At 37.9% G+C, this 25619-nt stretch carries 28 protein-coding genes; 9 read left to right on the top strand and 19 right to left on the bottom strand.

Annotated features, from left to right (window positions below):
- Positions 1-13 precede the first annotated feature (13 nt).
- A complete protein-coding gene (gene pyrE / locus B6A32_RS09290) occupies positions 14-655 on the top strand; it encodes an orotate phosphoribosyltransferase (RefSeq protein WP_085303229.1) in 642 nt (213 codons plus the stop codon).
- Positions 656-764: 109 nt separating this feature from the next.
- On the opposite strand, the gene B6A32_RS09285 is transcribed toward pyrE, so the two are convergent.
- The 3 genes from B6A32_RS09285 to bioH form a co-directional block, all read right to left on the bottom strand.
- A complete protein-coding gene (locus B6A32_RS09285) occupies positions 765-1748 on the bottom strand; it encodes a putative metalloprotease CJM1_0395 family protein (protein WP_085303227.1) in 984 nt (327 codons plus the stop codon).
- 5 nt (positions 1749-1753) lie between these two features.
- Positions 1754-2053: a hypothetical protein gene (locus B6A32_RS09280; protein WP_085303225.1), complete on the bottom strand. Its 300-nt coding sequence runs from the start codon at positions 2051-2053 to the stop codon at positions 1754-1756.
- A 77-nt stretch (positions 2054-2130) separates the two neighbouring features.
- Complete coding sequence (bioH, locus tag B6A32_RS09275) at positions 2131-2913, bottom strand: pimeloyl-ACP methyl ester esterase BioH (protein ID WP_085303222.1); 783 nt, start codon at positions 2911-2913, stop codon at positions 2131-2133.
- Between the two features lie 66 nt (positions 2914-2979).
- Here bioH and B6A32_RS09270 point away from each other — a divergent pair, with 66 nt between their 5' ends.
- Positions 2980-3750, top strand: coding sequence for a ComF family protein (locus B6A32_RS09270; protein ID WP_085303220.1), 771 nt, complete (start codon positions 2980-2982; stop codon positions 3748-3750).
- 13 nt (positions 3751-3763) lie between these two features.
- Here B6A32_RS09270 and B6A32_RS09265 read toward each other — a convergent pair whose 3' ends face one another.
- On the bottom strand, positions 3764-6316 hold the full coding sequence (locus B6A32_RS09265; protein WP_085303218.1) for a M14 family zinc carboxypeptidase: 2553 nt from the start codon (positions 6314-6316) through the stop codon (positions 3764-3766).
- Positions 6317-6568: 252 nt separating this feature from the next.
- Between B6A32_RS09265 and nfuA the strand changes: the two genes are divergently transcribed.
- Both nfuA and B6A32_RS09255 read left to right on the top strand, forming a co-directional pair.
- A complete protein-coding gene (gene nfuA / locus B6A32_RS09260) occupies positions 6569-7147 on the top strand; it encodes a Fe-S biogenesis protein NfuA (RefSeq protein WP_085303407.1) in 579 nt (192 codons plus the stop codon).
- A 22-nt stretch (positions 7148-7169) separates the two neighbouring features.
- Complete coding sequence (locus tag B6A32_RS09255) at positions 7170-7406, top strand: hypothetical protein (RefSeq protein WP_085303216.1); 237 nt, start codon at positions 7170-7172, stop codon at positions 7404-7406.
- Between the two features lie 48 nt (positions 7407-7454).
- On the opposite strand, the gene B6A32_RS09250 is transcribed toward B6A32_RS09255, so the two are convergent.
- Complete coding sequence (locus B6A32_RS09250) at positions 7455-8786, bottom strand: MATE family efflux transporter (protein WP_233131367.1); 1332 nt, start codon at positions 8784-8786, stop codon at positions 7455-7457.
- 98 nt (positions 8787-8884) lie between these two features.
- On the opposite strand from B6A32_RS09250, the gene B6A32_RS09245 reads away from it, so the two are divergent.
- On the top strand, positions 8885-9934 hold the full coding sequence (locus B6A32_RS09245) for a polysaccharide deacetylase family protein (protein ID WP_085303214.1): 1050 nt from the start codon (positions 8885-8887) through the stop codon (positions 9932-9934).
- A 161-nt stretch (positions 9935-10095) separates the two neighbouring features.
- Here the strand turns inward: B6A32_RS09245 and B6A32_RS09240 are convergent, their stop codons facing one another.
- The 5 genes from B6A32_RS09240 to B6A32_RS09220 form a co-directional block, all read right to left on the bottom strand.
- Positions 10096-10767 carry an SCO family protein gene (locus B6A32_RS09240; protein WP_085303212.1) on the bottom strand — a complete coding sequence of 224 codons (672 nt, stop codon included), beginning with the start codon at positions 10765-10767 and terminating at the stop codon, positions 10096-10098.
- Positions 10767-11684: a heme o synthase gene (gene cyoE / locus B6A32_RS09235; protein ID WP_085303210.1), complete on the bottom strand. Its 918-nt coding sequence runs from the start codon at positions 11682-11684 to the stop codon at positions 10767-10769. The genes B6A32_RS09240 and cyoE overlap by 1 nt, the downstream gene beginning before the upstream one ends.
- A gap of 9 nt (positions 11685-11693) precedes the next feature.
- Entirely contained in the window at positions 11694-12701 is a 1008-nt protein-coding gene (locus B6A32_RS09230; RefSeq protein WP_233131366.1) for a COX15/CtaA family protein, read from the bottom strand.
- 1 nt (position 12702) lies between these two features.
- Positions 12703-13263: a hypothetical protein gene (locus B6A32_RS09225; RefSeq protein WP_085303207.1), complete on the bottom strand. Its 561-nt coding sequence runs from the start codon at positions 13261-13263 to the stop codon at positions 12703-12705.
- A gap of 80 nt (positions 13264-13343) precedes the next feature.
- Positions 13344-14081 carry an SURF1 family protein gene (locus B6A32_RS09220; protein ID WP_085303205.1) on the bottom strand — a complete coding sequence of 246 codons (738 nt, stop codon included), beginning with the start codon at positions 14079-14081 and terminating at the stop codon, positions 13344-13346.
- Between the two features lie 51 nt (positions 14082-14132).
- Here B6A32_RS09220 and B6A32_RS09215 point away from each other — a divergent pair, with 51 nt between their 5' ends.
- Positions 14133-14342 carry a DUF2909 domain-containing protein gene (locus tag B6A32_RS09215; protein WP_085303203.1) on the top strand — a complete coding sequence of 70 codons (210 nt, stop codon included), beginning with the start codon at positions 14133-14135 and terminating at the stop codon, positions 14340-14342.
- Positions 14343-14420: 78 nt separating this feature from the next.
- On the opposite strand, the gene B6A32_RS09210 is transcribed toward B6A32_RS09215, so the two are convergent.
- The 9 genes from B6A32_RS09210 to B6A32_RS09170 form a co-directional block, all read right to left on the bottom strand.
- Complete coding sequence (locus B6A32_RS09210) at positions 14421-15305, bottom strand: cytochrome c oxidase subunit 3 (protein WP_085303201.1); 885 nt, start codon at positions 15303-15305, stop codon at positions 14421-14423.
- Positions 15306-15335: 30 nt separating this feature from the next.
- The gene (locus B6A32_RS09205) at positions 15336-15920 is read right to left on the bottom strand and encodes a cytochrome c oxidase assembly protein (protein ID WP_101685938.1); all 585 of its coding nucleotides are present in this window, start codon (positions 15918-15920) and stop codon (positions 15336-15338) included.
- 11 nt (positions 15921-15931) lie between these two features.
- A complete protein-coding gene (ctaD, locus tag B6A32_RS09200) occupies positions 15932-17536 on the bottom strand; it encodes a cytochrome c oxidase subunit I (RefSeq protein WP_085303199.1) in 1605 nt (534 codons plus the stop codon).
- Positions 17537-17548: 12 nt separating this feature from the next.
- The gene (coxB, locus tag B6A32_RS09195; protein ID WP_085303398.1) at positions 17549-19045 is read right to left on the bottom strand and encodes a cytochrome c oxidase subunit II; all 1497 of its coding nucleotides are present in this window, start codon (positions 19043-19045) and stop codon (positions 17549-17551) included.
- Positions 19046-19670: 625 nt separating this feature from the next.
- Positions 19671-20285: a transcriptional repressor LexA gene (gene lexA / locus B6A32_RS09190; protein WP_085303197.1), complete on the bottom strand. Its 615-nt coding sequence runs from the start codon at positions 20283-20285 to the stop codon at positions 19671-19673.
- A 431-nt stretch (positions 20286-20716) separates the two neighbouring features.
- The gene (locus tag B6A32_RS09185) at positions 20717-21133 is read right to left on the bottom strand and encodes a GNAT family N-acetyltransferase (RefSeq protein ID WP_233131365.1); all 417 of its coding nucleotides are present in this window, start codon (positions 21131-21133) and stop codon (positions 20717-20719) included.
- A 38-nt stretch (positions 21134-21171) separates the two neighbouring features.
- Positions 21172-21720, bottom strand: a complete 549-nt coding sequence (gene folE / locus B6A32_RS09180; RefSeq protein WP_085303194.1) for a GTP cyclohydrolase I FolE — start codon at positions 21718-21720, stop codon at positions 21172-21174.
- Positions 21717-22712 carry a hypothetical protein gene (locus B6A32_RS09175; protein WP_085303191.1) on the bottom strand — a complete coding sequence of 332 codons (996 nt, stop codon included), beginning with the start codon at positions 22710-22712 and terminating at the stop codon, positions 21717-21719. The genes folE and B6A32_RS09175 overlap by 4 nt, the downstream gene beginning before the upstream one ends.
- Before the next feature lie 14 nt (positions 22713-22726).
- Complete coding sequence (locus B6A32_RS09170) at positions 22727-22918, bottom strand: hypothetical protein (RefSeq protein WP_085303189.1); 192 nt, start codon at positions 22916-22918, stop codon at positions 22727-22729.
- 135 nt (positions 22919-23053) lie between these two features.
- Here B6A32_RS09170 and queD point away from each other — a divergent pair, with 135 nt between their 5' ends.
- The 3 genes from queD to dpdA are packed head-to-tail and all read left to right on the top strand — an operon-like array spanning position 23054 to position 25613.
- Complete coding sequence (gene queD, locus B6A32_RS09165; RefSeq protein WP_085303187.1) at positions 23054-23416, top strand: 6-carboxytetrahydropterin synthase QueD; 363 nt, start codon at positions 23054-23056, stop codon at positions 23414-23416.
- Positions 23417-23419: 3 nt separating this feature from the next.
- A complete protein-coding gene (locus B6A32_RS09160; RefSeq protein ID WP_085303185.1) occupies positions 23420-24382 on the top strand; it encodes a hypothetical protein in 963 nt (320 codons plus the stop codon).
- A 1-nt stretch (position 24383) separates the two neighbouring features.
- Entirely contained in the window at positions 24384-25613 is a 1230-nt protein-coding gene (gene dpdA, locus B6A32_RS09155) for a tRNA-guanine transglycosylase DpdA (protein ID WP_085303183.1), read from the top strand.
- Positions 25614-25619: the final 6 nt, after the last annotated feature.

The raw sequence follows: 25619 nt of genomic DNA, 5'->3' as shown, positions 1-25619 counted from the left end.
TTAGGAGCTGAAAATGAAAGATTATCAACGCGAATTTATTGAATTTGCTTTAGCTAAACAAGTATTACGTTTTGGCGAGTTTACATTAAAGTCGGGTAGAACAAGCCCGTACTTCTTTAATGCTGGTTTATTTAATACAGGTCGTGACTTAGCCCGTTTAGGGCGTTTTTACGCTGCGGCATTACAAGATTCAAAAATAGAATATAATTTATTGTTTGGCCCAGCATATAAAGGTATTCCGATTGCCACAACCACAGCAGTAGCACTTGCCGATAGTTACGATATCGACATGCCTTATTGTTTCAACCGTAAAGAAGCAAAAAAACACGGTGAAGGCGGTAGTTTAGTCGGCTCGGCCCTCGAAGGTAAAGTAATGTTGGTTGATGATGTAATCACTGCAGGAACGGCCATTCGTGAGTCTATGGAAATTATTCAAGCACACGGCGCTGAGTTATCAGGTGTATTAATTGCTTTAGACCGACAAGAAAAAGGTCAAGCTGAGCTTTCTGCTATTCAAGAAGTAGAACGTGACTTTAATACCAAAGTAATTTCTATCGTGACACTAGCAGACGTGATCAGCTACTTAGAAGAGCAACCTGACATGGTTGATAGTTTGGTAAGTATCAGAAAATATCGTGAGAATTTTGGTATTTAAATAACTTTAATAGCCAAGAAAAACATATAAAACAAAAAAGCCTGCATTTGCAGGCTTTTTATTTATTGAAACTGATATTTAAAGGCAATTTTTAAAGTTTTTATTTGCGTTAAGCGGTTAACTCAAACTGATGACTTGTTGGTTTTTCGTATGCTTGATTAATATTTGCATAAAATTGTTCAATTCGGTTCGCCCTTTGATCTACCGCTAAAGACCGACTTGGCGCAATAATTTCTTGTGCTGATAAAGTTTGCTCGATTTGTAGATCGAACGCTTTACTACTTTCATTATTTGCAAAGCTCTCATCACTTTGCAGTAAATCTTGGTTGCGATATAAATCGCCGCTTCTACGTTCATCTTTTTCATTGTCAGCGTTTGCATTGGCTTTAATTAACTCTGACTGTGCTTCTATAATAATACTTGCCGCAGATGCCGCAACCCTAATATCTTGCGAAGATGGATCTACAGGTGCTAAAGCAGCAGCCTGTACTTGCTTCATTTTAGCAATGGTTTCTTTCGGGTCACCAGCAACGGGAGTTAAGTCTACAGAGACTTCTCCTTCAACAGCATATTTTTTGCCATCAGGCCCAGTTTCATACGTGTAAGTTGGTGCGCCAGTATGTGCACCACCCACAGATGCATGGGCTCTTTCATGGGTTCGTACTTCTTTATCACGAAGTTCTAAATCGCGAATAATCTCTTTTTCTGCTAAGACTTCAGCATCAGATTTTTGCGAATCAGTTGCAGCGTTTTGACCTTGTTTTGAATCGGCAGAACTATCTTTATTTTCTTGATCTGATCCTTGCTCTGAATTTTCATTGTTACCTGCATTACGGCCTGAGCCATTGCCAATAACATCGTTAGCAAGCTCTGCTTGTTTACGTAAACTCGCGAAGTCTACTTGTTGATTATTTTGAGCAGGTGTACGACCTCGCTCTTTATCTGAAGCAACGCCTTTTTCAGCGGCTGATTGGCTAGAAGGTTCTGGCCGGGTAATTATTTCTCTTTGTTGGTTATCACGGCGCAAGCTATCGGTCTGCAAATTAACAGCAGTTGGTAATGGAAGTTGATTGCTTTGCGGCGTGATATTCATAGTAATTAAACGCGCACGTCTAACAATGTGCCAAGGTTTTCATCTGCTGATTCAATTACGTTAGCAGATGCTTTAGCTTGAAATTCTGCCACGTGTAAATCAACCACAGATTGTGTAAGATTCGTTGTGGTGTTTAAACTTTCGGGTGTAGCCCCTGCAACTTGGTTGCTACTTTGCCCACCTATGCCATAAGTTTCAGGTGTAATACCAACATTGGTGGCTATTTCTTCGGCAGCCTTATAAGCACTTTCATTAGCTTTTTGAAAGCCTTGCACGCCGGCATTAAAAGCAGATTGAATTTCCATGAAAACTCCTAAATTATTACCTTTAGTTACCTGTTTAATTATTAACCAAAACAGCCAAAAAGTAAACTGAGTATTTTTTAAGGAAAACTTTTAAGAACCCAGCTTTTTAATATCGTTAAAAACTCACGCTGGTGAGATATGAAGGGTGCATGAGAAGCTTGCTCAAATACATAACACTGGCTGCTTGGCACAATTTCATCGACTAGCTTAATAACTTGCTTAGGCACTAAGCCATCAAGCTTGCCATACAATCGTAAAAATGGTTGATGAATACCAGGTAACTGCTCAGATATATCTGAGGTTTCTAATAAACTTAATGAGTTATCTAACACTTGCTGAGTGGGTTGTTCGTGCTGCATCACTAATTCACGAATAGTTTTAATATCTTGGCGAATATGCGGGCTGCCCATGGCTTGAATTTTTAAAAAGTTACTGATGGTTTTTGTGGTATCTTGCGCCAGTTGTTGATGAAATAAAGCCAACACACTTGCTTTAATCCCCGGCCAATTATCGCGTTCAACAAATTGCGGTGAGCTGGCAACGGTTACCAGTCCTAATAATTGTGATGAATGACTTATCGCTATTTGGCTAGCCACTAATCCGCCTAAAGACCAACCGACATAAATGGCGGGTTTTCCCACAGCCAAGATAATTTCTTTCGCTATTTCAACTAAAGAATATTGCTCAAGTTGCATTGCGCTATTGCTGGCAAAACCGGGAAGATCAACCGTAATAACTTCAAAGTCTGCTTGTAAATTCGCCAGGCAAGGCTGCCAAACCGCAGAGTTAAGTCCCCAACCATGAATAAACACTAATGGAATGCCATGCCCTTTACTCGCAATTTTTAATCTTTGTGCCATGCTATTTATCACGCCTTATAATCTCCACAACGGGTTGGCGCATAGTTTAACCAATGGATGCTAAAAATGGAATTTGGCAATACTTTAAACAGGACAATACTAAAATATTTAGCTTTAACACTACACCAACAGTTTTCAAGCTTTAGACTGAAGATAAGCTGCTGCCTTTTATGTGGTAATGATTGCCAAACTCACCCTTTACTTTGCCAGTTTTGCCAAGCAGATTTACCTTATTTTAATTATCAATATTTGCCTTATGATCTGCTTACTTGGCCTGCGGTAACAAAACTTATTCCAAAAAATAATTTTGACCATCTTGTCGCTATCGCGCCTTATGTGTGGCCGTTCGACACTTGGATTAGTCAGTTAAAATATCAATATAAAACAGAACTTTCTGAGCTGTTAAGTCAATTACTTATTAATCATTGGCATAATTTATTAGTGGTTGAAAATGTCGATTTAACTCCTACTAATACCTTAGTCATATCGGTGCCGTTGCACATTAAAAAATGGCAAACTCGCGGCTTTAATCAAGCACATTTAATTGCTCAAAAATTCGCTAAAAAATTTGAATACCCTTATCAGGCTAGTGTAGTAACGAGAGAAAAATGTACTGAAAATCAGGTAGGAAAGTCGGGATTTGAACGCCGTAAGAATTTAAAAAATGCTTTTAGTGTCAATCTTGAGCACATTAACGATTTACCAAAAAATATTATTTTAATAGATGACGTAGTAACGACAGGCACCACAGCGAATGAAATCTGTAAAATATTGAAAAAAAAAGGAGTGCAACATATTACACTCCTCAGTATTTGTATCGCCATTCCTGTTGGCTAATATCTCGTTCTGCTTACTCTGCTAAGGTTGCACTAAATGCTTTCGCAAAAAATAGACTGTTTGCCACTATTTTCATACTACCTAAAAAGTAACCTCTAAAAACTAAATTATCTGTACTCGCAATAACGCGTCCTTTACCGACATTATGAGCAACAAGTGTTGGGTTATTTGCTAAACGATTAACTAAATTTTTATCCGAATAGCCACTTAATAAAGGGCTTTTACTGTATTTTGCAACGGTAATAAAAGGCTCGTTTGTTTGCTGCATAATGATTGTACTGTTACGAAATACTGGTAAATCACTTTGTTCATAACCGAAGGCAAGTGGATGACTAATATCAAGTTCGGCTTGAAAAATTGCGCCGGCAATGCGTTTTCTAGCCGACAGTTTTTCTTTATCACCATAAGTGAGCTTTTCAGTGTCAAACAATTGGTCAATATGGTTTTTGCTAACAAAATCCATTTTTAAGATCTCATTCGACGACAGCCATTTAGCTGCACTTTTCTGGCTAAAAATAACGCCACCATTTGCCATCCATGAGGCAAACTTACCTACGAACTGAGTGCTTAATGCTTTGTACTTACCGTCAACCATAATAATGTGGCTATAACTGGCTAAATCAATGGCCGCTAACCTTTGCATTTCAACTACAGTTACCGGTATTTCTAGTAAATTGTCGAGATAATAAAGCATTTCAGCCGCTTCATATTGAGATACACCTTTACCGCCAACTAACAATACTTTCGGTGCTGATATTGGACGAAACGAGCTGCTACCAATATCAATGCCTTTGGTGGTTAATCCTGTAACTAAAGCGTTCAGTGGTATTTGGCTTTGTGTAGCAAAGTCAGCTAAAATTTTGCGCCAATTTTCAACATTTTGAATCCCTGCAGGTACAATAATAGTACCAGGGCTGAACGTTTTAACTTCGCCGTTAACTGCCGCGGAGAAGTCTTTAGTAGCCACCTTTGCTTTGATGTTAGCTTGAGCAATTTTGTGTAACAGTTTTGGGGCTAAGAATTCATGCCACTCAAATACATAAGCGTAAGCAGAGTTATCAAATTCGGCTGTTTCTACCACCATTTCTCGCCAAGGCTTATCTTGAGTTTTTAAGCCCCAAGTGCTGCTAACTTGATCAAACTTTATATTCATCGCTAGCGGTAATGTCCAACCAGAGACATCATAAAAGGTATTATCTTTAAAGTTTTTATCTTGATTAAATAAGGCTTTAATTACACGATACTGAGGCTGTGCTAATGGAACATAGTAGCTTTGTTCAGCGATATAGGTGAGTTCATGGCGTTTGTAATCTTGCTTGAGCGGATAAACTTTAATTTGATGTTGCTGCAACTTGCTTAGAAAAGTTTTTAAGCGGTAATTGTCTTGTGTTTCAGTAAAAATATAACCGTTAAAGTTTTCATCACTGGCTTGCTTTTGGGCTTGTTTAAAAAAGTCTCGACGATAATCTTTGAATTTCGCTTGGTTTTTCCATGCCCCTTCAATGGTTGATAACGACGTTAATACTTGATTTTGAATGCCGTACTCAAAGGTTAATAAACCATTCACTGTATCTTGCTGTAGGCCTCGACTACTTGCCTGTTCAAACAAAACGCCAATACCGCCATTAATGTCAGGATAAGTAGAGCCCTTGCCGTAATAAAAGTCGTCAAAGCTTTCTTCGCTGTAATATAAACGATCTTGCGTATCAAGTGCTTTAGCATGATAAGTCGCTAACAACTGCGTTAATTCAGTATTTTTGGCTGGTGTTAATGGATGAGTTCGCGTTGGAATACCGGGCTGAAAGAAATAACTACCGTTTGCGCCCATTTCATGAAAGTCGCCCAAGACATTGGGTTGGTATTGGTGAAAATAGGGTAAACGATTTTGACTCTCTTTTTGAGATAACAACAACCAATCACGGTTTAAATCAAAGCCAAAATGATTAGTACGACCAGTGCGCCAAGATTGATGATGCTCAATATGATTTGGATCCGAATTTTCCGAGATACCGCGATGGGTTGTTACCCAATTTACAAATCTGTCCATACCATCGGGGTTTAAACTGGGCTCTATCACGATAATCGTATCGTCGAGCATATCAGCCACAGCTTTATCTTGTGAAGCGGCTAAATGATATGCCACTACCATGGCAGCATTAGTGCCACTTATTTCATCGCCATGTACACTGTATCCAAGCCAAACAACAATAGGATCTTTAGATGAGGCCGCTATGTCTGAGCGTCTTGCTAGAATATCATCTATATTGCTAAGGTTTTCTGGACTAGAAATAGTGAGTAATACTTGTGAACGAAATTGCGTGGTTCGGCCCATTTCAGCAATATTAACGCGATCAGCAGTTGCCGCTACTTGATGTAAATAACTTAAGATTTGATCATGGCGAGGATGACGTTCACCGATACCAAAGCCTAATACAGACTCTGGCGTAGGTATTGTTTGCTGATAATCACTACCTTTGGGTAAATACGTACTTACGCTGGCACTTAAAACAGTAAACGAGAGACTAAATAAACAAAAAATTACAATTCGACACAGCGATAACGACATACGAGCATTCCTTAATTAGTTACCTGATAAAATAACAAAATTATGGCGTTTGAACTAGTTTTCTTCTCAGAATTAAGGGTTTATCTTTTGGTTAGATAATTTTTAAAATTTTAGCTGTATAAATTATGCCATCTAGGACTAGCGCCAAACGACAGAGCAGAGTAAAATGAAGATACTTGAGTAAAATAGTCGGGTATTGAAAATTCAATGCCTGTAAAAAGTTCCACCCAGTAGTGAGAGTAAACTAGTATGATGATTAACATTTCAGAAACTGCACAAGAACATTTTGTAAAACTACTTTCTGGTCAAGCAGAAGGTACAAGTATCCGCGTTTTTGTTGTAAACCCGGGCACAGCAAGCGCAGAATGTGGTGTATCGTACTGTCCAGCTGACGCTGTTGAAGCTGACGATATTGAACTAAAATTTGAACATTTTTCTGCTTACATTGATGCCGATAGCAAATCATTTTTAGAAGAAGCTGAAATTGATTTCACCACCGACCAAATGGGTTCTCAATTAACCCTAAAAGCGCCAAATGCTAAACTACGTAAAGTAGGTGATGACGCGCCTTTATTTGAACGTGTTGATTATTTCTTAAAGTCTGAAGTAAATCCACAATTGGCTGGCCATGGCGGTGAATGTACTTTAATGGAAATTACCGATGACGGTTATGCGGTATTACAATTTGGCGGTGGCTGTAATGGTTGTGCTCAAATTGATGTTACGGTTAAAGACGGCATAGAAAAACAGTTAATCGACATGATGGGTGATGAGATTAAAGGTGTTAAAGATATGACTGAACACGAACGTGGTGAGCATTCTTATTACTAAACACAATTAGCACTCGTTACAAATGTCATTATTAGAAAAACTTGGCCAAGATCCTCAACGTTCAATGCAGCGTTTTCTCAGAGGACTTGGCCTTTTTATTATTGGCGCTTGTTTTATATTTCTAGGCCTTTATTACAGCCATATTTGGCAAATAATAGGTCTTATTATTTTAGCTTGTGGGTGTTTATTGGCTATTTATGGTTATGTCGGGTTATTTGCTAATCGGTTGTATCATATTTTTAATCGCACCAAGCCATAAAGTACAAGTAGTATAATAAAGCGTTAAAACCCTTAACCCCTAAAGTCGTTAAAATGCATTTTTATTACGTTGATAATGCCAAGCCAAAGTTACGCCACGCGCTAACATAAACACACAAAATGCCGCCCACAGCCCATGGTTTCCGTAATCTTGTAATAACCACCATACGGGGAAAAAGCAGCCAAAGGTAGCAATAAGCATACTGTTTCTCATAATATGTGCTTGCATTAAACCTACATAAACACCGTCGTATAAATAACACCAACACGCCAATAATGGCAGCGCTACTATCCAGAATAAATGTTGCTGAGCATAGTCAACTACGGCAGTTATATCACTAATAGCTAAAATGAAATATCGGCCAGCAAGATAAAATAACACGCTGTAGCAAAGGGCAAAAATTCCAGTCCAGAACAAGGCAATATTTACGCTGACAAACATGCTTTTTTGGTTGTTCTCACCTTTTGCTTTTCCAACCATGACTTCGGCGGCATTAGCAATTCCATCTAGCCCAAACGATATTAACAATAAAAAATTCATTAAAATGGCATTAGCAGCTATAACGTCATCACCTAACCTTGCTCCTTGGAAGGTCATAAAAACAAAGCAAACTTCTAAGCATAAAGTTCGAATTAAAATATCTCGATTAAGCTTAAAGTAGCTAAGTAAAGCTGAGCGCTCAGCTACCTCGCTTAATAAGTGCTGAAAACTGCTAAACAAGCCAATAAACTTTTGCTGAAAGTTTTTAAATACAAAGGCTAAACCAATAAGCAAACCACTGTATTCTGAAATAAGTGTCGCAAATGCCACACCTTTAACTTGCCAGCCAAAGCCCATAACAAACAATAAATCTAAGCCTAAATTTATTAAGTTTGTGGCAATAATGAGCCACATTACGGCTTTTGCTTGATGGTTACCAAGTAGCCAACCCATAATGACTAAATTTGCTAAAGCCGCAGGTAAGCCCCAAATGCGTATAGCACTGTATTCTTTCGCATAAAATTGCACTTGTTCGGAGCCACCGGCAAGTGCTAGCGCTACATCAAGGTAAACACCTTGCAGTAAAATAACGGTTAAGCCAATACTAAAAGCGACAATAATGCCACGGAGTAAAATCAAACAGTTTCTTTGGTCATTTTTTTCACCAAATGCTTGTGCTGATAGTCCGGTAGTCGACATACGCAAAAAACCACACAGCCATGTAATAACTGTAATAATCATCGCACCTACTGTACTGCCACCCAAATAATAAGAATGAGATAAATGCCCGATAACCGCGGTGTCTACCAACCCCAATAATGGTGCGGTAATATTTGATAAAATCATCGGTAACGCAAGTACGAACAGTTGTTTATGCTGTTCTATATCATTGAATTTCAAAAAAACTGACCTTTGTTATGAATTGGGCTGTATCTATAGCGAAAAAAAAGCTATTTTACCTGTGCTTTTAATGTCTCTTATTTTGCAGGAAGATTACCATGAAATACCGTCTCTTGGCAGCATTGTGCTTGTGCTTACACTTCTCTAGTTTTGCTACTGTTATATTGCAATATCATCATGTAAGTGAAGACACGCCAGCAAGTACGAGTATTTCGCCCGAGCAATTTTCAAAGCATATGCAATATTTGCAAGACAATAACTTTAAAGTTGTTGCTCTATCGACGGTAATGGACGCTATACAACAGCAAAAGACCTTACCTGACAAAACGGTGGTGATCACATTCGATGATGCCTACATAGATATTTTAACCAATGGTAAACCTATACTAGATAAACATAACTTTCCTTTTACCATATTTATAAATCCCGGCATTGTTGGACAAAACACTTCACACTTTCTGTCATGGCAACAACTAAAAGCAATGGCTGATGACGGGGTAATTATTGCCAATCATGGCATGGAGCATGATTCACTAGCGCGTATACCAGACGGCGTAACCAGCCAAGCTTGGTTAGCAAAAAATACAGAAAGCTTATTACGCGCTGAAGAAATTATTAAAGCTGAAACCGGCCAAAGTTGGCGTTATTTTGCTTACCCTTATGGTGAATTTAGTCCTGAAGTTCAGCAATGGGTACGTGATAATAATTTTGTCGCTTTTTCTCAACAATCAGGCGCTGTTGGTGTACATACTGACCTAACCAGTATTCCACGTTTCCCTGCATCACAACCGTATGACCAACTTTCAAGCCTACGTGACAAGTTAGAATCATTGCCTTTTAATATTCAATTAAAGGGCGACAACTTGAAAACCATTTTTGAACAAGGTCAAGCAACTTCAATTACCATGACTGTTGAGGAAGAGGATTTCTCGCCAGACCAACTGCATTGCTATATTTCAGGGCTAGGTAGACAAAAAATCGAATGGCAAGATGATAAAACCTTTGTTATTAATTTTAGCGCGCCTCTAAAGCCAGGCCGTGTACGTTGCAACTGTACTGCACCGAGTATAAGTGAGCCAGGACGTTATTATTGGTTTTCAAAACCTTGGTTTATTCTTAAGGAAAATCGTGAATGGTATCCGTTATAACAACGGCGAGATAACTTGGCTAGATAACTTAGCTTGATTACTGGCTATGTAACAAGTTATCCCGTACTTTATCTATCAAAATAAACATAAGCTCAGCCATTTTCACTGAAAACAATGATAAGGGCTGAGCTCAATTTTACTTTTCTGCGTTGAAGCTAAACTCAGTACAAAGCAACTATTTTTGCAAAATCACTCACCAGCTTATCACCTTCAATCACAGGCACTGCACCTAAGGCTTGTTTAGGTTTAAATATCGCTTCAACTTTGCCATTAGGATTAATTAACACTAACGAAGCGCTATGATCAACCAAGTAATTCGATACTGTTGCTCCGTGATTTTCTATGGCATCGCTATTTGCTGGTAAATCAACTTCGGGTTCGGTTATCGCATACATTAAGCCTAAGTTTCGGGCAAATGGAAATAACATGCCATGATCGCCATACAAGGCCTTAAATTCAGGATTAAAATAACCAATATAACTGGCTAGTTTTTCTTGTGTATCGCGCATGGGATCAACAGAAACTAACAGTACTTGGTTGTTATCTGTTACCGCTTGCAAATCATCGTAAATAAAGTTCAATTCTTGTAGCGTTGTTGGGCAAACATCAGGACACGATGTATAACCAAAAAATACCCAATTCCACTTACCTTTGAGCGATTCATTGTTAAACTTTTCGCCTAGGTGATCAGTTAATTCAAATGCTTTTACATCTCTAGCTTGTTGATAATGTAAAGCAAATTCAACTGGTGATTTTTGATTTAGTTGACTAAATAATACTAAGCCTGCTGCAAGCGCACCTAGTGCAACTATTACCGTAACAATTTTATTCATTAGCCCGTCACCGGTAATAAATAGTGATCAAGTAACAAAATAATAAATAACGCCATTAAATGTACAATCGAAAATTTAAAGGTGTCCATGGCAGTTTCCTCATCGGCATTAAACTTTAACTTCCAAGCATAAGCAAAAAACACCAAGTTTAAAACTACAGCGCCAATTAAATATAACCAATTACTCATGCCAACTAGATAAGGCAATAAACCAACAACAAACAATAGTACGGTATACAGTAAAATTTGAGTTTTGGTGAAATTTACCCCGTGAGTTACTGGCAACATCGGAATGTTAACTTTAGCGTATTCGTCTTTACGATGAATGGCTAAAGCCCAAAAATGTGGTGGTGTCCAAGTGAAGATTAATAGCACTAACAATAAGGCATTAGGATGCACTTCATTGGTCATGGCTGTCCAACCTAATAAAGGAGGAATTGCGCCAGCTAAACCGCCAATAGTAATATTTTGTGGTGTAGCGCGCTTTAAATACATTGTATATATAAAGCTATAGCCCACTAAACCGGAAAAAGTTAACCAAGCTGTTAGTGGATTTACTAAGCTGTATAACACAACAAAGCCTACAACAGCTAAACTAATAGCAAAAATAGTAGCGCTGCGAGCTGTAAGTCGGCCATTAGGCAATGGGCGATTATAGGTGCGCCCCATCACTTTATCTATTCGTTCATCTACAATGTGATTTATGGCAGCAGCAGCTGACGATAAAAAGCCAATACCGATCATCGATGGTACTAACACTTGCCAAGGAATAACGCCCGGTACGGATAAACACATACCTACTAATGCCGTTAATACCAACAATGCCACTACGCGGGGTTTGGTTATTTCATAATAATCTCGCCAAACTGGCGTACTAGGTGCGCTATGACTCGCTTCTACCGTATTACTTTGACTCATACTATGCCCCTAAATTTTCCGTTTTAAACTGTATGTCATACTAATTAATGACATCATTAACATTGCCGCTACCACATTGTGACTAACTGCAACGCTCAGCGGTAAAGAAAACCAAACATTACTTATGCCTAAACCTACTTGTACGCTAAGTATAAAACCTAAACTCAATGCTGCATTTCTAAAAAATGGCGACTGAGCGTTACGATATATACTGATAGCAAGCCACATTAAATAAAGCGTAGTTACTATAGCACCAATACGATGCATAACATGAATGGTTAAACGCGATGCATGATCTAAGTGACCAAATTCGTAACTGTCTTTTTCTGGCGGAATAAGGTCTAGTGCATGCTCAAAATTTAGCTGTTGAATCCAGCCATCTTGACAAATAGGCAGCTCAGTACATGTTAACGCCGCATAATTTGACGATGTCCAACCACCTAAACTAATTTGCCCAGCTAAAATAAAAATGCCAATAACGCTAAACTTAGCATATTTTTTCAAAGCGAAATCACCACCGGGTACTCGATGAGCACTCAAGCGCAAATACAATAAAAATAGTAAACATAAGGTGGTAAACCCACCGAGTAAATGCCCCATTACCACCACAGGCATAAGCATCATAGTCACGGTCCACATCCCTAGCGCGGCTTGAAAAATCACCACCAATAATATCAAAATAGGTAAACGCACTGGGCCGCCTTGAGCACGTCGTTTTATCGATAATAGTGCAATCAATAAAATTAATAAGCCTAAAGCGCCAGCAAAGTAACGATGGATCATTTCATTCCAAGCTTTTTGCTGCTCTACTGGGCGATCGGGAAATGCTTGTTCAGCAAGAGTAATTTGTTCACTGGTTTTTGGCACGTCAATAAAACCGTAACAGCCAGGCCAATCAGGACAGCCTAGCCCTGCATGTGTTAGACGAGTATAAGCACCCAAACTAACCACTACTATAGCTAATAGAATACTAACAAAAACCAGCTTTTTAATGTCAGACGAGCTTTGCGTTCTCATATTAGCCAATCCTCGAATATTTCAATAACTTCTTAAAGTCAGCTAATATCGACTTACCAAACTGCGGTAATTGTTTATCACTTTTTGGCGGTATATGGCTTAAAATAACGTTACCTAAAGGGTCAACAATAAGTACTTGAGATTGCTTTATTTCTATTTTTGCTAATGCTGGCATAGCTTGAATATGCCATTTTTTACTATTAATTTTTTCTGCTTGCGACGTCGTTAAGCCCGCTTGAGTTAAAGCAACGGGTTTTACGCGTGGCATTTCTTTACCAAGTGCAATATAAGTATTGTTAACGCTAACTAATACTTTTTCGCACTGTACATCGCACTGCGCAGGTAAGGTGTACAACATTAACCATTGATGCTCAAAGTCGTCGACATTCAATCCCAGTTTTGCCAACGTTAATTCATTAGCAATTAACTGCCCTTGGTTAGTTACACCATAATTAAACCATTGTTGATTTAATGCTAATTTAGCTAGCACAACGGGGATAATAAATACCGCTAAGAGAATTAGCATACTGCGGCGCGATTTATTTAACTCTGAAGAACTCATACAACTCAGCCTTTTTTTCTTATTATTTAATGTCGGTATTTTCTACTCTACTTGCTAATGTATATTTATGATTCGTTTAGTTATTTATGCTTAGTCATTTTTATCGCTGCCCAAATCATTAAACTGATCCAAGCCAATGCCAAACTAAACCATTGAAAAGCGTATCCTCGATGCTTTTCAGGTGGCATTACGATGGGCTGCCAATTTTTTTTATAACCCAGTGTTTCTTTTGTATCTAAGTAAACAACAAAGGGCAATAGTTTCTTGTTGATTAATGCCGAAAATTTATCTAATTCAATTTGTTGTACTCGCAAAGGCCATGTTGCATCAGTTAAGTTTTGCGCTTGTAATTGAATGCCCACTTCAATTTCTCTTATATGGCCTGAGATTGTGTGCTGTCCGGTTACCGGTGTTATTTCAGGCAAAACATTTCTGTCTATAGACCCTTGCACCCAGCCTAAATTCACTAATATGGTATCGCCATTACTTACAATAATTTGATACACCCGATAACCTAATCGCCCTTTGTCGGGTTGATTATCAAGTAAGAAAACTTTCTCAGCATCAAAAGTACCTGTAAGCTTAATCGGTAAATCGTTAATGCCATCTTGTAAGCCTTCAAGTGCTTTTACTTGGGCTAATGAGAGAGCATCACGCTGACTTAATGCTTGTATACGTTCTTGGCGTTGCTCTTTTTCAAGTGCCCGTTCAATTTGCCAAAATCCGAGCTTGATTAATGATGAAAATACTAGCATGGTAAATATAACCATTAGCCAATTAAGTTGCTTTAACTTGTGCTGAATTGATACCAGATTCATAGACTACCGCATGTTCACTAACTAAAAACAGACTATAAAAGAGAGAATGCTGTGTTAATTAAAATTATTGTTGTTGGCTTACTAGCCTTTATGATTTACAACTTATTTAGGGCATTGTTCATTATGAATAAAAATGATCCTGACAAGCCACCTATGTCTAAGTTTATTGGTCGCAGGGTAATAACATCGGTTGTGATAATTTTACTGCTAGTACTTGGCATATACACTGGGGTTATCACCCCAAACCCTCGCCCTTTCTAAATAGTTGAAGGTACGGATTACTTTACCGTACCTTCAAACACTTACACGGGCTGCATAACATTGCCGTTATTCATAACGTTAAATGATATAAACAAAAACAAATAAAATTACCCAAACTACATCAACAAAATGCCAATACCAACTTGCGGCTTGGAACGCAAAGTGGTTTTTCGGGGTAAAATGTCCTTTAAATACGCGGATCAGCATAACCAATAGCATAATAGTCCCTAAGGTTACATGCATACCATGAAAGCCGGTCAACAAGTAAAAGGTATTACCGTAAATGCCACTATCTAAGTACAGCTTCATTTCATCAGCATAACCATGTGCATACTCTAAGCCTTGGCAAAACAAAAATACGACACCTAATACCACGGTGAGTCCTAACCAAAACTTCAATAATCCACGTTTTTCTTGCTCGAGTGAAACATGAGCAAAATGTGCTGTAATTGAAGAAGTTAACAACAAAATAGTATTAATTAATGGTAAGCCATACCAACCCATAGCAGTGGTTTCAGTACCATCAGGCGTTTTAATTAACGGCCAAGTTGCCGTAAAGTCTGGCCATAAAATGGCTGCCGTTGCTGCATTGTTTCCTGCACCATCAAGCCACGGTACTGAAAAAGTACGGGCGTAAAGTAAGGCACCAAAAAATGCCGCAAAAAACATCACTTCTGAAAAAATAAACCAGCTCATACCTTGGCGGAAAGAGTTGTCCATTTGATGACTATACTTTCCAGCCATTGACTCGGTAATAACATTGTTAAACCAGCCAAAAACCATATATATAATCAAAGCAATACCGGCCAGTAAAACCCAACCGCCACCGCTAGCTTCAGGATTATTTAAATTTGAAACATAATTGCCAGCACCCACGGCAATTAAAAACAGCGCTATCGCCCCAATTATTGGCCATTTACTTTGCGCTGGTACGTAATAACTTTCGTATTCTTTGGTTGTCATTGTTGTTCCCCTCAATTAAGTGCCAAGCACTTAAGAATCAACTGAGCTTGTAATATCGTATAAGGTGTAAGATAACGTGATGGTTGAAACATCGTCTGGCAAGTCTACATCAACATAAAATTGCAAACCCATTTCAACATCTTCACTGGCTTTTAGCGGCTGATTATTAAAACAAAAGCATTCAATCTTTTGAAAATAAACCGCAGCCCGACCCGGTGATACTGACGGCACGGCTTGGCCAACAATATTACTAACCGATTCATTCTTCGCGTAAAACTTTACGACCTTACGCTCACCTGGGTGTACTTTTACTTCGTTAATCATTGGCTCAAACCGCCAAGGAATACCCTTGGCGGTTCTTGTCAAAAATTGCACCGTAATCGTACGTTCGGTATCTACCGATACAGCATTGTAACTTGCTGCCACATTAGACGTTTTGCCGTTTAAACCTGTGATATCACAAAACACGTCATATAACGGTACCATCGCAAAACCAAAACCAAACATGCCAAAAACGATGAGCATCAGCTTTTTAACTGTTTTTTTCACTGATGCATCATGTGTTTTTGCTTGTGTTTGTTCCGACAACTTATTTTGCGATTCGCCGTTAGTCATTTTATTTCCAATTAATCAATTTTTGGTGGTGTTTCAAACGTGTGATACGGCGCAGGGCTAGGCACTGTCCATTCCAATCCTTCTGCACCATCCCAAGGTTTCGCCGGTGCTTTGTCGCCACCTCTAATACACTTGATAACCAATACCAAGAAGATTAACTGTGAAAGTCCAAAAGCAAAGCCACCAATACTGACCCATTTATTAAAGTCAGCGAATTGCAAAGCGTAATCAGGAATACGACGAGGCATACCCGCTAATCCTAAAAAGTGCATAGGGAAAAACAGTAAATTCACTGAAACTAGTGAACACCAAAAATGCCACTTACTTAAGGTATCGTTGTACATGTAGCCAGTCCATTTTGGTAACCAGTAATATGCGCCTGCAAAAATAGAGAAAAGCGCACCGGTAACCAATACATAATGGAAATGAGCGACCACAAAGTAAGTATCATGATATTGAAAATCGACTGGAGTCATCGCTAGCATCAAGCCAGAAAAGCCACCAATAGTGAACAAAATCACGAAGGCAATAGAGAATAGCATTGGTGTTTCAAAACTAATTGAGCCACGCCACATAGTTGCCGCCCAGTTAAAGACTTTAACACCCGTTGGTACGGCAATTAACATGGTGCAATACATGAAAAACAGTTCGCCAAATAGTGGCATGCCTGTGGTAAACATGTGATGCGCCCAAACAATAAACGATAAGAAGGCAATCGATGCCGTTGCGTAAACCATAGAGCTATAACCAAACAGTGGTTTGCGCGCAAACGCAGGAATAGTTGTAGATACAATACCAAACGCAGGCAAAATCATAATGTAAACTTCAGGATGACCAAAGAACCAGAAAATATGCTGGAACATTACAGGGTCACCACCACCGGCGGCATCAAAGAAACTGGTACCAAAATACGTATCGGTTAACACCATAGTTACCGTGCCCGCGAGCACCGGCATTACCGCGATTAATAAGTATGCTGTGATGAAAAATGTCCAAACAAATAATGGCATTTTCATGTAGGTCATACCTGGCGCACGCATATTCATAATGGTAACAACGATATTAATTGCGCCCATTATTGAGGAAATCCCCATAATATGTACCGCAAATACAAACAGTGCCGTACTACCGTTGCTGTAAGTTGTTGATAATGGTGCGTAGAAGGTCCAACCGAAATTTGGCGCGCCACTTTCTAGAAAGAAAGTCGACAATAAAATAGCGAACGCAAATGGGAGAATCCAAAAGCTCCAGTTATTCAATCGTGGCAATGCCATGTCTGGCGCACCTACCATCATAGGTAGCATCCAGTTAGCTAATCCTGTAAAGGCTGGCATTATTGCACCGAAAACCATGATAAGACCGTGTACAGTCGTCATTTGGTTAAAGAAGTCAGGCTCAATTATTTGTAAACCGGGCTGAAATAACTCTGCGCGGATAACCAGCGCCATAACTCCGCCAGTTAAAAACATAATAAATGAGAACCATAAGTACATCGACCCGATGTCTTTGTGGTTAGTAGTATATAACCAGCGTTTCAGGCCGGTCATTTTATGATCATGGTGATCACCGTCATGTGGATCATGTTCTGATTGATCATTAATTACATCTGTAGTCATTTTAACGCCTCCCTACTTCGCGCTAGCAGCAACATCTGCTGGCTGGACTAAATCACCGGTGTTGTTACCCCAAGCATTTCGCTCATAAGTTACAACCGCAGCAATTTGCGTTTTAGTTAATTGGCTAGCAAATGCCGCCATCGCTGGATTTTTCTTACTGCCATTCAATACCATGTCGAGATGTACTTTTACGTCACCTTTAATAATTGGGCTATTTACCAGTGCAGGAAATACCGGTGCCATGCCTGTTCCATTTGCTTGATGACAAGCAGCACAAGCATTCATGTAAACTTCTTCACCCATGGTCATTAATTCAGCTTCGCTATAAACCTTGGCTAAATCTTCGGCAGGTATAATTTCTTCAACTACTTCTGTTACTTGTTCTGTAACATTTTCAACGGCATCTTCAACAGCGCCTAAGATACTTGCATCTTCACCGCCCGATACAGCTTTAACATCAGCAGCTTGTACCGCATCGCCAGTATTATTACCCCAAGCATTACGCTCGTAGGTAACCACTGCAGCAATTTCTTTTAAGCTAAGTTGCTTGCCGTAACCTTGCATACCTGTGCCCGCTTTACCATTGAACACAATATCTATGTGCTCACTAACTGGGCCTGTAGTTGCAATGGCACTGCCTTTAAGTGCTGGAAATGCTGGTGGTAAACCTTGGCCACTCACTTGATGACAAGCCGCACAATAAGCTGTGTAAGTGGTTTCACCCAGTTGCATTAACTCTTCTAAAGGTACAGAAGCATTTAATGACGCAGCTTCAGCAGCGGCAGCATTAGCTTTAAGTTGCTTTTGTTCGTCAAGCCAAATGGCGTAATCTGCTTCAGACTTAACTTCCACAACAATCGGCATAAAGCCATGATCTTTACCACATAGCTCAGCACACTGACCGCGATAAATACCGGGTTCATCAACCTTAGTCCAAGCTTCGTTAATAAAACCTGGGTTAGCATCTTGTTTAACTGCAAATGCTGGCACCCACCAAGCGTGAATAACATCATCAGAGGTAATAACAAAGCGTACTTTTTTGTTAGTAGGAATCACTAAATGGCGATCAACCTCGAGCAGGTAATTTTCGCCTTTATCGGCTGAAGTACCATCTTGATTTTCGTACTGCTCACGCGGTGTAGAAAGTACGGAATAGAATTCGATATCTTGATCGAAGTACTTATAATGCCACTTCCACTGTGAGCCGGTAACTTGAATAGTTAAATCGGCATCATCGTTATTTTCCATATCAATGAGCGTTATCGTGGCGGGAACAGCCATAGCGATTAGTATGACGACAGGGATTGCCGTCCAGAGAATTTCAACTTTTGTGCTTTCATGGAAGGTTGCTGGCTTAAAGCCCTTTGATTTACGGTGAAATACCATAGACCAAAACATGGCTCCAAATACTACAACACCAATAGCAGTACAGATATAGAGCACCAGCATATGTAAATCATATACGTCTCTACTGACATCCGTAACGCCTTTGGTCAAATTCAGGGGCATATCTGCCCAAGCTGAACTAGACAACAAGCCCCCTAGCAACAACAAACCTAGGTTACGTCTTTTCACTCGACATCTCCTTTCACCCTTTTAAGGCAAAACAACACGGTTTTATCATAAATCCCGGCTGTTTTACTCATACATTTATTATTATTTAAGTGACGTATTATTCGACAACGGTCAAGTACGCCCTATTGTTATATTTGTACGTTTTCTAGACTAGAATTACTTAAAAGTTGATCGGGGTCAATTTAAAATTTCAAAAGCATTGAAAATAAAAACCAATAAATACAATAGAGTAATAACCCTAAACTGAGTGAAAGGTCCATTTCTAAAAGGATATACTGAATGTTTATTTATTGTTCAGCTGGCTTTTTTTACACTGAATAATAAATAATCAACACCACAACAAAGCTGTATAAAAAACCTACAACACACGAAAATTTAAAGTGAAATGTGTATTTTAGTCGTTAACAAAAATAAGATAAAAATGACGGGGAAAAATAGATAAAAAAAACAGATTAAACCGAATGATTTCAACAAAACAAACGAGTTTAATCTGTATTATATTGTAAGATTTAAAGTTGCAGGATTTAAAATTATCGAAAAACTTAACGTTTTATAACAATTACATCCAATCGGCAGCTCTAATTACACCGACTGCCAACCCTTCAATATTGAACTGCTGCGAACGTAAGTCCACTTTAATAGGTTCAAAGTCTTCATTTTCAGCATGCAAATAAACCACGTTGCCTTCACGTTTAAAGCGCTTAACGGTTACATCGTCTTCAACCCTGGCTACAATAACTTGGCCACTTTGCACATCAGTTGTTTGGTGCACGGCTAATAAATCACCGTCTAATATCCCAATGTCTTTCATGCTTTCGCCATTAACACGCAATAAATAGTCTGCAGCAGGATGAAATAAACTACCATCAATTTTATAATGTTGCTCTACATGCTCTTGCGCCAATATAGGTTCGCCGGCAGCCACACGCCCAACAAGCGGTAAACCATCTTCTTCCATAAACTCTTCTGCAAGGCGAATACCACGCGATGTACCAGGCAACATCTCTATATAGCCCTTTTTCGCCAGTGCCTTCAAATGCTCTTCTGCGGCATTGGCTGACTTAAAACCAAAATTAGTCGCAATTTCAGCACGTGTTGGCGGCATACCTGTATCGGCGATTTTCTCTCTGATCAGATCAAATATCTGCTGTTGTCTAGGTGTTAAAGGGCGCATTTTCATTCCTTAAGCGACTGATGGTTAAGCCTGTATTTTTAAACAGTATTACTGTTATTGTATACAGGCCTAGAGTAAACGCAAGATTTTATTGTTTAATACATAAGCGAATGGGCTGATTTTTAATGAAAGTGGTGTTTTCAGTACCATTAGAAAGTTTCCAATAGCATGAACCTATTAAAATTCAAAAGCTTACCGCTTTTAATTTAAGTTTTCTGTAGAGAATATAGAGGTGTGATGTTTTTTTACTGGGGTCTAAAGCTTACATATTTAATTATGTATTTATCGGCTAAGGTTTTCAAGAATAATTCGTCAGATGTTTATTAAGCACCTGATATATAAACATTATGGTTTTTAAATATGTTTATTGAGCGAAAAAGTGTAGAGAGTTAACTTAACCAGTTCTAACTAAGATTAGCTTAATAATTCATCTAAATATTAGTAACTTTGGTACTCATTAGTTGTTTATTGCTAGTAAAACCAAATTTTTCATAAAAAGAATGTGCATCATCTGTAACAAGAATTTGAAGAATATTTGCCCATCTTGGTTCGTTTAGCATTACACCAACTAACCACTTTCCAAGGCCTTTCCTACGATATTTAACATCAATAATTACATCAGACAAATATGCGACTGTTGCAAAGTCTGTAACGACTCTGCCAAAGCCAATTTGCATCTCTTTGTAAAAAAGAGAAAAGCAAACACTGTTATTGATTGATAACTTAATGGTGTCTATATCCCTTTCATTAGCCCAATAAGATTTTCTTAAAAGAGACTCAACTTTGTCGAGTTGAATCTTTCCACGTTCATCGTAAATATAATAATTATCTTTTGAATACATAGTCATATGAGATTACTAATTCATTTCACAAATATTAGAAATGTTCAGGATTTGACCAGTGATAACATTTCTTGTCTCGCAGAAGCATTCTCTCTCATTTGACCCAGCATTACTGATGTTGTCATAGAGGAGTTCTGCTTTTCCACTCCACGCATCATCATGCATAGATGTTGTGCCTCAATTATTACACCAACACCAATAGATCCTGTTATATCTTGTATAGTTTGAGCAATCTCTCTAGCCAAATTCTCTTGAATTTGCAGTCGTCTCGCATACATATCAACAATTCGAGCAAATTTTGATAATCCTAAAACTTTACCACTTGGAATATAGGCAATATGACACTTCCCAATGAAAGGGAGCATGTGATGTTCACACATTGAATATAATTCTATATTTTTTACCACAACCATTTCGTCGGCATCAGAATCAAACAAAGCGCCGTTTACGACATCATCAATATTTTGGTTATACCCTTGAGTTAAAAACTCCATAGCCTTTGCTGCACGCTTAGGTGTATCTATGAGACCACCTCTATTAACATCCTCGCCAATTTCTTCAAGGATCGCTCGATAGTTTTTTTCTATACTCACTTATTACCTCTAGTTCTAATTAATTTACATTGAGATTCAACATACTCCCAAAGAGCAAAGTTGGGATCTTGATTTTTTCGCCATGATAGAGAAGATAAGCGTTTATCTAAATATATTTCTAAAGCATTAAATAACTGAAAAGCTTTTTCATCGCCTTCGGATGAAAATGTATCAAAAAAATTATCTTCTAATCTATCCAGTGTTTCAAAATTAATAACGCCGTTTTGCATTGCCCATTGGATAGATAGAGCAGGTATAGTATTATTTTTAAGTTGAACAGGCACTATAGAATCAATATCTACGTATAGTACTAATTTATCAAGTATCTTATTGTTTAAGGCGAGGGCATCCTTTTCTCGGAAAGACTCGACAAGGTCTTCAAATGCTATTTCACGTTCTGTTTCAGTTTCATGCGGTACTAATCTACAAAATTTGACAGCTTCAATTGTTCTATCATTACCATATAAAGTCAGCACTCGTTTTAAAAAAGGTTTATCTAAAAAAAATGTTTTGCTTAAATAATCTAACATACTATTAAAGTTGGAAAATGTAAGCCCATCGAATTCAAAGATTTCTTCATTTACAACTTCAGAAATCGGTATACCGTCAATACATAAATCCCATGCTTTGAAATTAACTCTTTCTTTAGCAATAAGAAACATTTCCCAACCACTTCTCTTAAACCCTTCAAAGGCATTGCCAGTAAAATCAGATTCCGTCAATTCTTTTTCTGTCCAATTTGCTCCTATTGATAATTCTTTACTACTTCGAATAATAATTTTATCTTTAATAAGTGGCCTAAGTTCATCTAAAGTAATAACCGATAGGTGACACCCGTATGATTGGCATTCATCACAAGTTGGTATAGAAATCAGACTGAGTCCTCCATTGATTTCAGAATGATTCACTTCTATATAAGTATGTGAGTCCTCCCCACAAAACCAACATTTAAAGCGATATTCAAACGGTATATCAATTTCAAGTACTTCCATGTTTTACAAATCCTTTATATCAAATCTAGAAAATTTCCAACTTGCTCTTCAGTTACTATATTTATCATTTCACGTATTGAGTTATGCTCAATTTCGATTCCAAGCGCTTCTTTTGCAATATTGATAGCTTCTTCTTTACAACCATGATGATCACTTTGCAAAGTTAAGATAATTTTAGCGAGTACTTTTTTATGTTCAAATTCCATATTTTCACCAATCGATTTTGTGACCTGTTAACTATATCAACCTCCAAAGATTAAACAATCGATAGTAGTGGCTGACGCCAAAAATCTAGTGTACAATGCTGTCTATATTAACAGTGAGAAAATATCGAAAGTTCTATGAAGACAGCTATTTACAAAGACTTCATGTTTGAAGCAGCACATAAATTACCCAACGTTCCTGCTGGACATAAGTGTGGGAGACTCCATGGTCACTCTTATAAGGTTAGAATTCATTTAGAGGGAATTGTAAATAAAGATACAGGCTGGTTTATAGATTTTTCTGACGTAAAGTCAATTTTTAAACCCATTTATGACCAGTTAGATCATAACTACCTTAACGATATCAAAGGGCTAGAAAACCCGACTGCCGAAGTAATCTCAAAATGGATTTGGGAAGAGTTAAAACCATCATTATCAGAACTCTCTGCAATTGAATTGATGGAAACTTGTACATGTGGCGTAGTTTATAAAGGCAATTAACTTTTGAAAATCCATTTGATTACTAATTGCACCAGCAGTAAATCCAATAAATTAAAACATGATGTTAAAATTAAAGACATCAATGAAGAGTCTTGTTCGCCCACTAAAAGCTGGTTTTATAAATTACAAAGCCAAAAAGACTTAGTTGCTGCTATAGATGTTTATGTTGGTGATCATTGGTCTAAAGTGAATGAGATATATAATTTAGCTTTCCCTGTCTGGGTTGTGTCTGCTGGATATGGCTTAATATCTGCTAAGAAGGAAATCTCCTCTTACAATGCAACCTTTAACGGTAACAATGAAAATTCTGTTTCAAAATTTTTTTCTGGTGAGAACCTAGCAGAAAAAAATATTAGTTGGTGGAATGAGATCAATATAAAGGAAACAAATGGTTGTCAGGAATATGGTCCAATAGAAGGTCTTTATAAAAAGCATACTTCTGATTTATTTTTCATAGTTGTTCCTCCTAATTATTTAAAGGTTTTAGAGCCTGAATTACAAAAACTGGTCTCTAGTGGAATTGTACATAAAGAAAATACATTTATATTTTCTAGTAAACAAAACTTAAATCCATCATTAAAAAATTTCTATTTTCAAGCAAAAGACAATTTCTGTAAGCACTTAGGGGGAAGTAGAATATCCCTAAATATCAGATTAGCTAACTACATTATGAAAAGATTAACCCTTGAAAGAGCAGTAGCCCCTCAGGTGGAAAATTTGTACAATGAATTACTCAAAAATTCCCCCCCCGCTGAGAAGTTCAATAGAAAAAAAATGACGGATGAAGACGTTTTTCATTTCATTACAGAAGAATTAGAAAGTTCGGGGATCAATAAGTCATCCGCTTCTAAGCTATTGAGAGCTTTAAGAAGTAAGGGGATGGCGTGTGAACAAAAGCGATTTGGTAAGTTATATAAAGAATTTATTGAAGCAAAGTTTGATCAAAAATTTATAGGTAGTATTTAGTTTGTCAAAAGTAAAATTTTATTTCCCTGATAGCCACGACTTTGTAGATCCTACTTTCGACTTTGAGAAAGAGACACACAACGAACATCGTGTTATTCAACGAGATGACAAATACGCACATGAGCTTTTTAGTAAACCAGTTTACGATGGTATTCTCGTCTCTAAAGCAGTAGTTGATGGCTTAAATGGTGTGAAAGGCAGGTATTCTGTCGCCCAAAGACAACGTTTTTTCCGTGAAGGAATATACAAATTTTTTAGGTTGCCTAAGTTCTATCAAACTATGGGTGACTGTGGTGCTTTTAGCTACGCTAAAGAGTATGAACCACTATATACAATAGATGAAGTTAATGAGTTTTATTCAAATTCTGGTTTTACCCATGGCATATCACTGGATCATATTATATTTGATTTTGAAACACCAAAAAGAAAAATAACGGGTGAGCAATTAATTGAATGCAAAAGAAGGCAAGATATTACTCTTACACTAGCAGAGGAATTCTTAAAATCCAATAAAGGACTTCATTTCACTCCATATGGTGTTGCACATGGGTGGAGTCCAGAGTCTTATGCAGAATCAGTAAAAGCGTTACAAAAAATGGGATATCGCACTATCGCATTAGGAGGCATGATCCCCTTAAAAAGCCCTGAAATATTATCAGTTCTTAAACACGTGAATGAAATTAGGAACAACGATACTCAGTTTCACCTTTTAGGCATAAACAGGTTAAACCATATAACTGAATTTTCAAATTTTGGCGTCACATCATTTGATAGTACATCTCCTCTTATGAAAGGCTTAAAAGATGACAAATTTAACTACCACACACATGGTGAAGACTATACATCAATAGGTTTGCCTCAGGTTGATGCCAATAATAATATGCGAAAATTAGTACAAACTGGAGCTATTAATCAAAATCAGGCATTTGACCTTGAAAGAGAATGTCTAGATGCCGTAATAGCATTTGATAAAGGAACGACATCAAAAGACATAGTTTTAAACTCTTTAGTCAAATATGAAAAAATCTACAACCCCAAAGCTTCCAGAATCGAATTGATGGATAAAGTTTTAACAGATAAGCCTTGGAAAAAGTGTCCATGTGATATTTGTCAAGATATAGGGATTCATGTTGTATTAAAAAGAGCAGCAGCTAGAAATCGAAGAAGAGGATTTCATAACCTCTACATTGCTTATGAAAAACTCCAAGAAGAATTAAAGAAAATTCAGTAGGACTCA

The organism is Colwellia polaris (assembly GCF_002104515.1).
GTDB lineage: Bacteria > Pseudomonadota > Gammaproteobacteria > Enterobacterales > Alteromonadaceae > Cognaticolwellia > Cognaticolwellia polaris.
Note: the sequence above shows the minus strand (reverse complement) of the source record. Positions and strands in the feature narration are given on the sequence as shown.

Bases quoted from the DNA above. Each gene is read 5' to 3' on its own strand.
- pyrE (WP_085303229.1), top strand. From the start codon at position 14: ATGAAAGATTATCAACGCGAATTTATTGAATTTGCTTTAGCTAAACAA.
- B6A32_RS09285 (WP_085303227.1), bottom strand. From the start codon at position 1,748: ATGAATATCACGCCGCAAAGCAATCAACTTCCATTACCAACTGCTGTT.
- B6A32_RS09280 (WP_085303225.1), bottom strand. From the start codon at position 2,053: ATGGAAATTCAATCTGCTTTTAATGCCGGCGTGCAAGGCTTTCAAAAA.
- bioH (WP_085303222.1), bottom strand. From the start codon at position 2,913: ATGGCACAAAGATTAAAAATTGCGAGTAAAGGGCATGGCATTCCATTA.
- B6A32_RS09270 (WP_085303220.1), top strand. From the start codon at position 2,980: ATGGAATTTGGCAATACTTTAAACAGGACAATACTAAAATATTTAGCT.
- B6A32_RS09265 (WP_085303218.1), bottom strand. From the start codon at position 6,316: ATGTCGTTATCGCTGTGTCGAATTGTAATTTTTTGTTTATTTAGTCTC.
- nfuA (WP_085303407.1), top strand. From the start codon at position 6,569: ATGATTAACATTTCAGAAACTGCACAAGAACATTTTGTAAAACTACTT.
- B6A32_RS09255 (WP_085303216.1), top strand. From the start codon at position 7,170: ATGTCATTATTAGAAAAACTTGGCCAAGATCCTCAACGTTCAATGCAG.
- B6A32_RS09245 (WP_085303214.1), top strand. From the start codon at position 8,885: ATGAAATACCGTCTCTTGGCAGCATTGTGCTTGTGCTTACACTTCTCT.
- B6A32_RS09240 (WP_085303212.1), bottom strand. From the start codon at position 10,767: ATGAATAAAATTGTTACGGTAATAGTTGCACTAGGTGCGCTTGCAGCA.
- cyoE (WP_085303210.1), bottom strand. From the start codon at position 11,684: ATGAGTCAAAGTAATACGGTAGAAGCGAGTCATAGCGCACCTAGTACG.
- B6A32_RS09230 (WP_233131366.1), bottom strand. From the start codon at position 12,701: ATGAGAACGCAAAGCTCGTCTGACATTAAAAAGCTGGTTTTTGTTAGT.
- B6A32_RS09225 (WP_085303207.1), bottom strand. From the start codon at position 13,263: ATGAGTTCTTCAGAGTTAAATAAATCGCGCCGCAGTATGCTAATTCTC.
- B6A32_RS09220 (WP_085303205.1), bottom strand. From the start codon at position 14,081: ATGAATCTGGTATCAATTCAGCACAAGTTAAAGCAACTTAATTGGCTA.
- B6A32_RS09210 (WP_085303201.1), bottom strand. From the start codon at position 15,305: ATGACAACCAAAGAATACGAAAGTTATTACGTACCAGCGCAAAGTAAA.
- B6A32_RS09205 (WP_101685938.1), bottom strand. From the start codon at position 15,920: ATGACTAACGGCGAATCGCAAAATAAGTTGTCGGAACAAACACAAGCA.
- ctaD (WP_085303199.1), bottom strand. From the start codon at position 17,536: ATGACTACAGATGTAATTAATGATCAATCAGAACATGATCCACATGAC.
- coxB (WP_085303398.1), bottom strand. From the start codon at position 19,045: ATGCCCCTGAATTTGACCAAAGGCGTTACGGATGTCAGTAGAGACGTA.
- lexA (WP_085303197.1), bottom strand. From the start codon at position 20,285: ATGCGCCCTTTAACACCTAGACAACAGCAGATATTTGATCTGATCAGA.
- B6A32_RS09185 (WP_233131365.1), bottom strand. From the start codon at position 21,133: ATGACTATGTATTCAAAAGATAATTATTATATTTACGATGAACGTGGA.
- B6A32_RS09175 (WP_085303191.1), bottom strand. From the start codon at position 22,712: ATGGAAGTACTTGAAATTGATATACCGTTTGAATATCGCTTTAAATGT.
- B6A32_RS09170 (WP_085303189.1), bottom strand. From the start codon at position 22,918: ATGGAATTTGAACATAAAAAAGTACTCGCTAAAATTATCTTAACTTTG.
- queD (WP_085303187.1), top strand. From the start codon at position 23,054: ATGAAGACAGCTATTTACAAAGACTTCATGTTTGAAGCAGCACATAAA.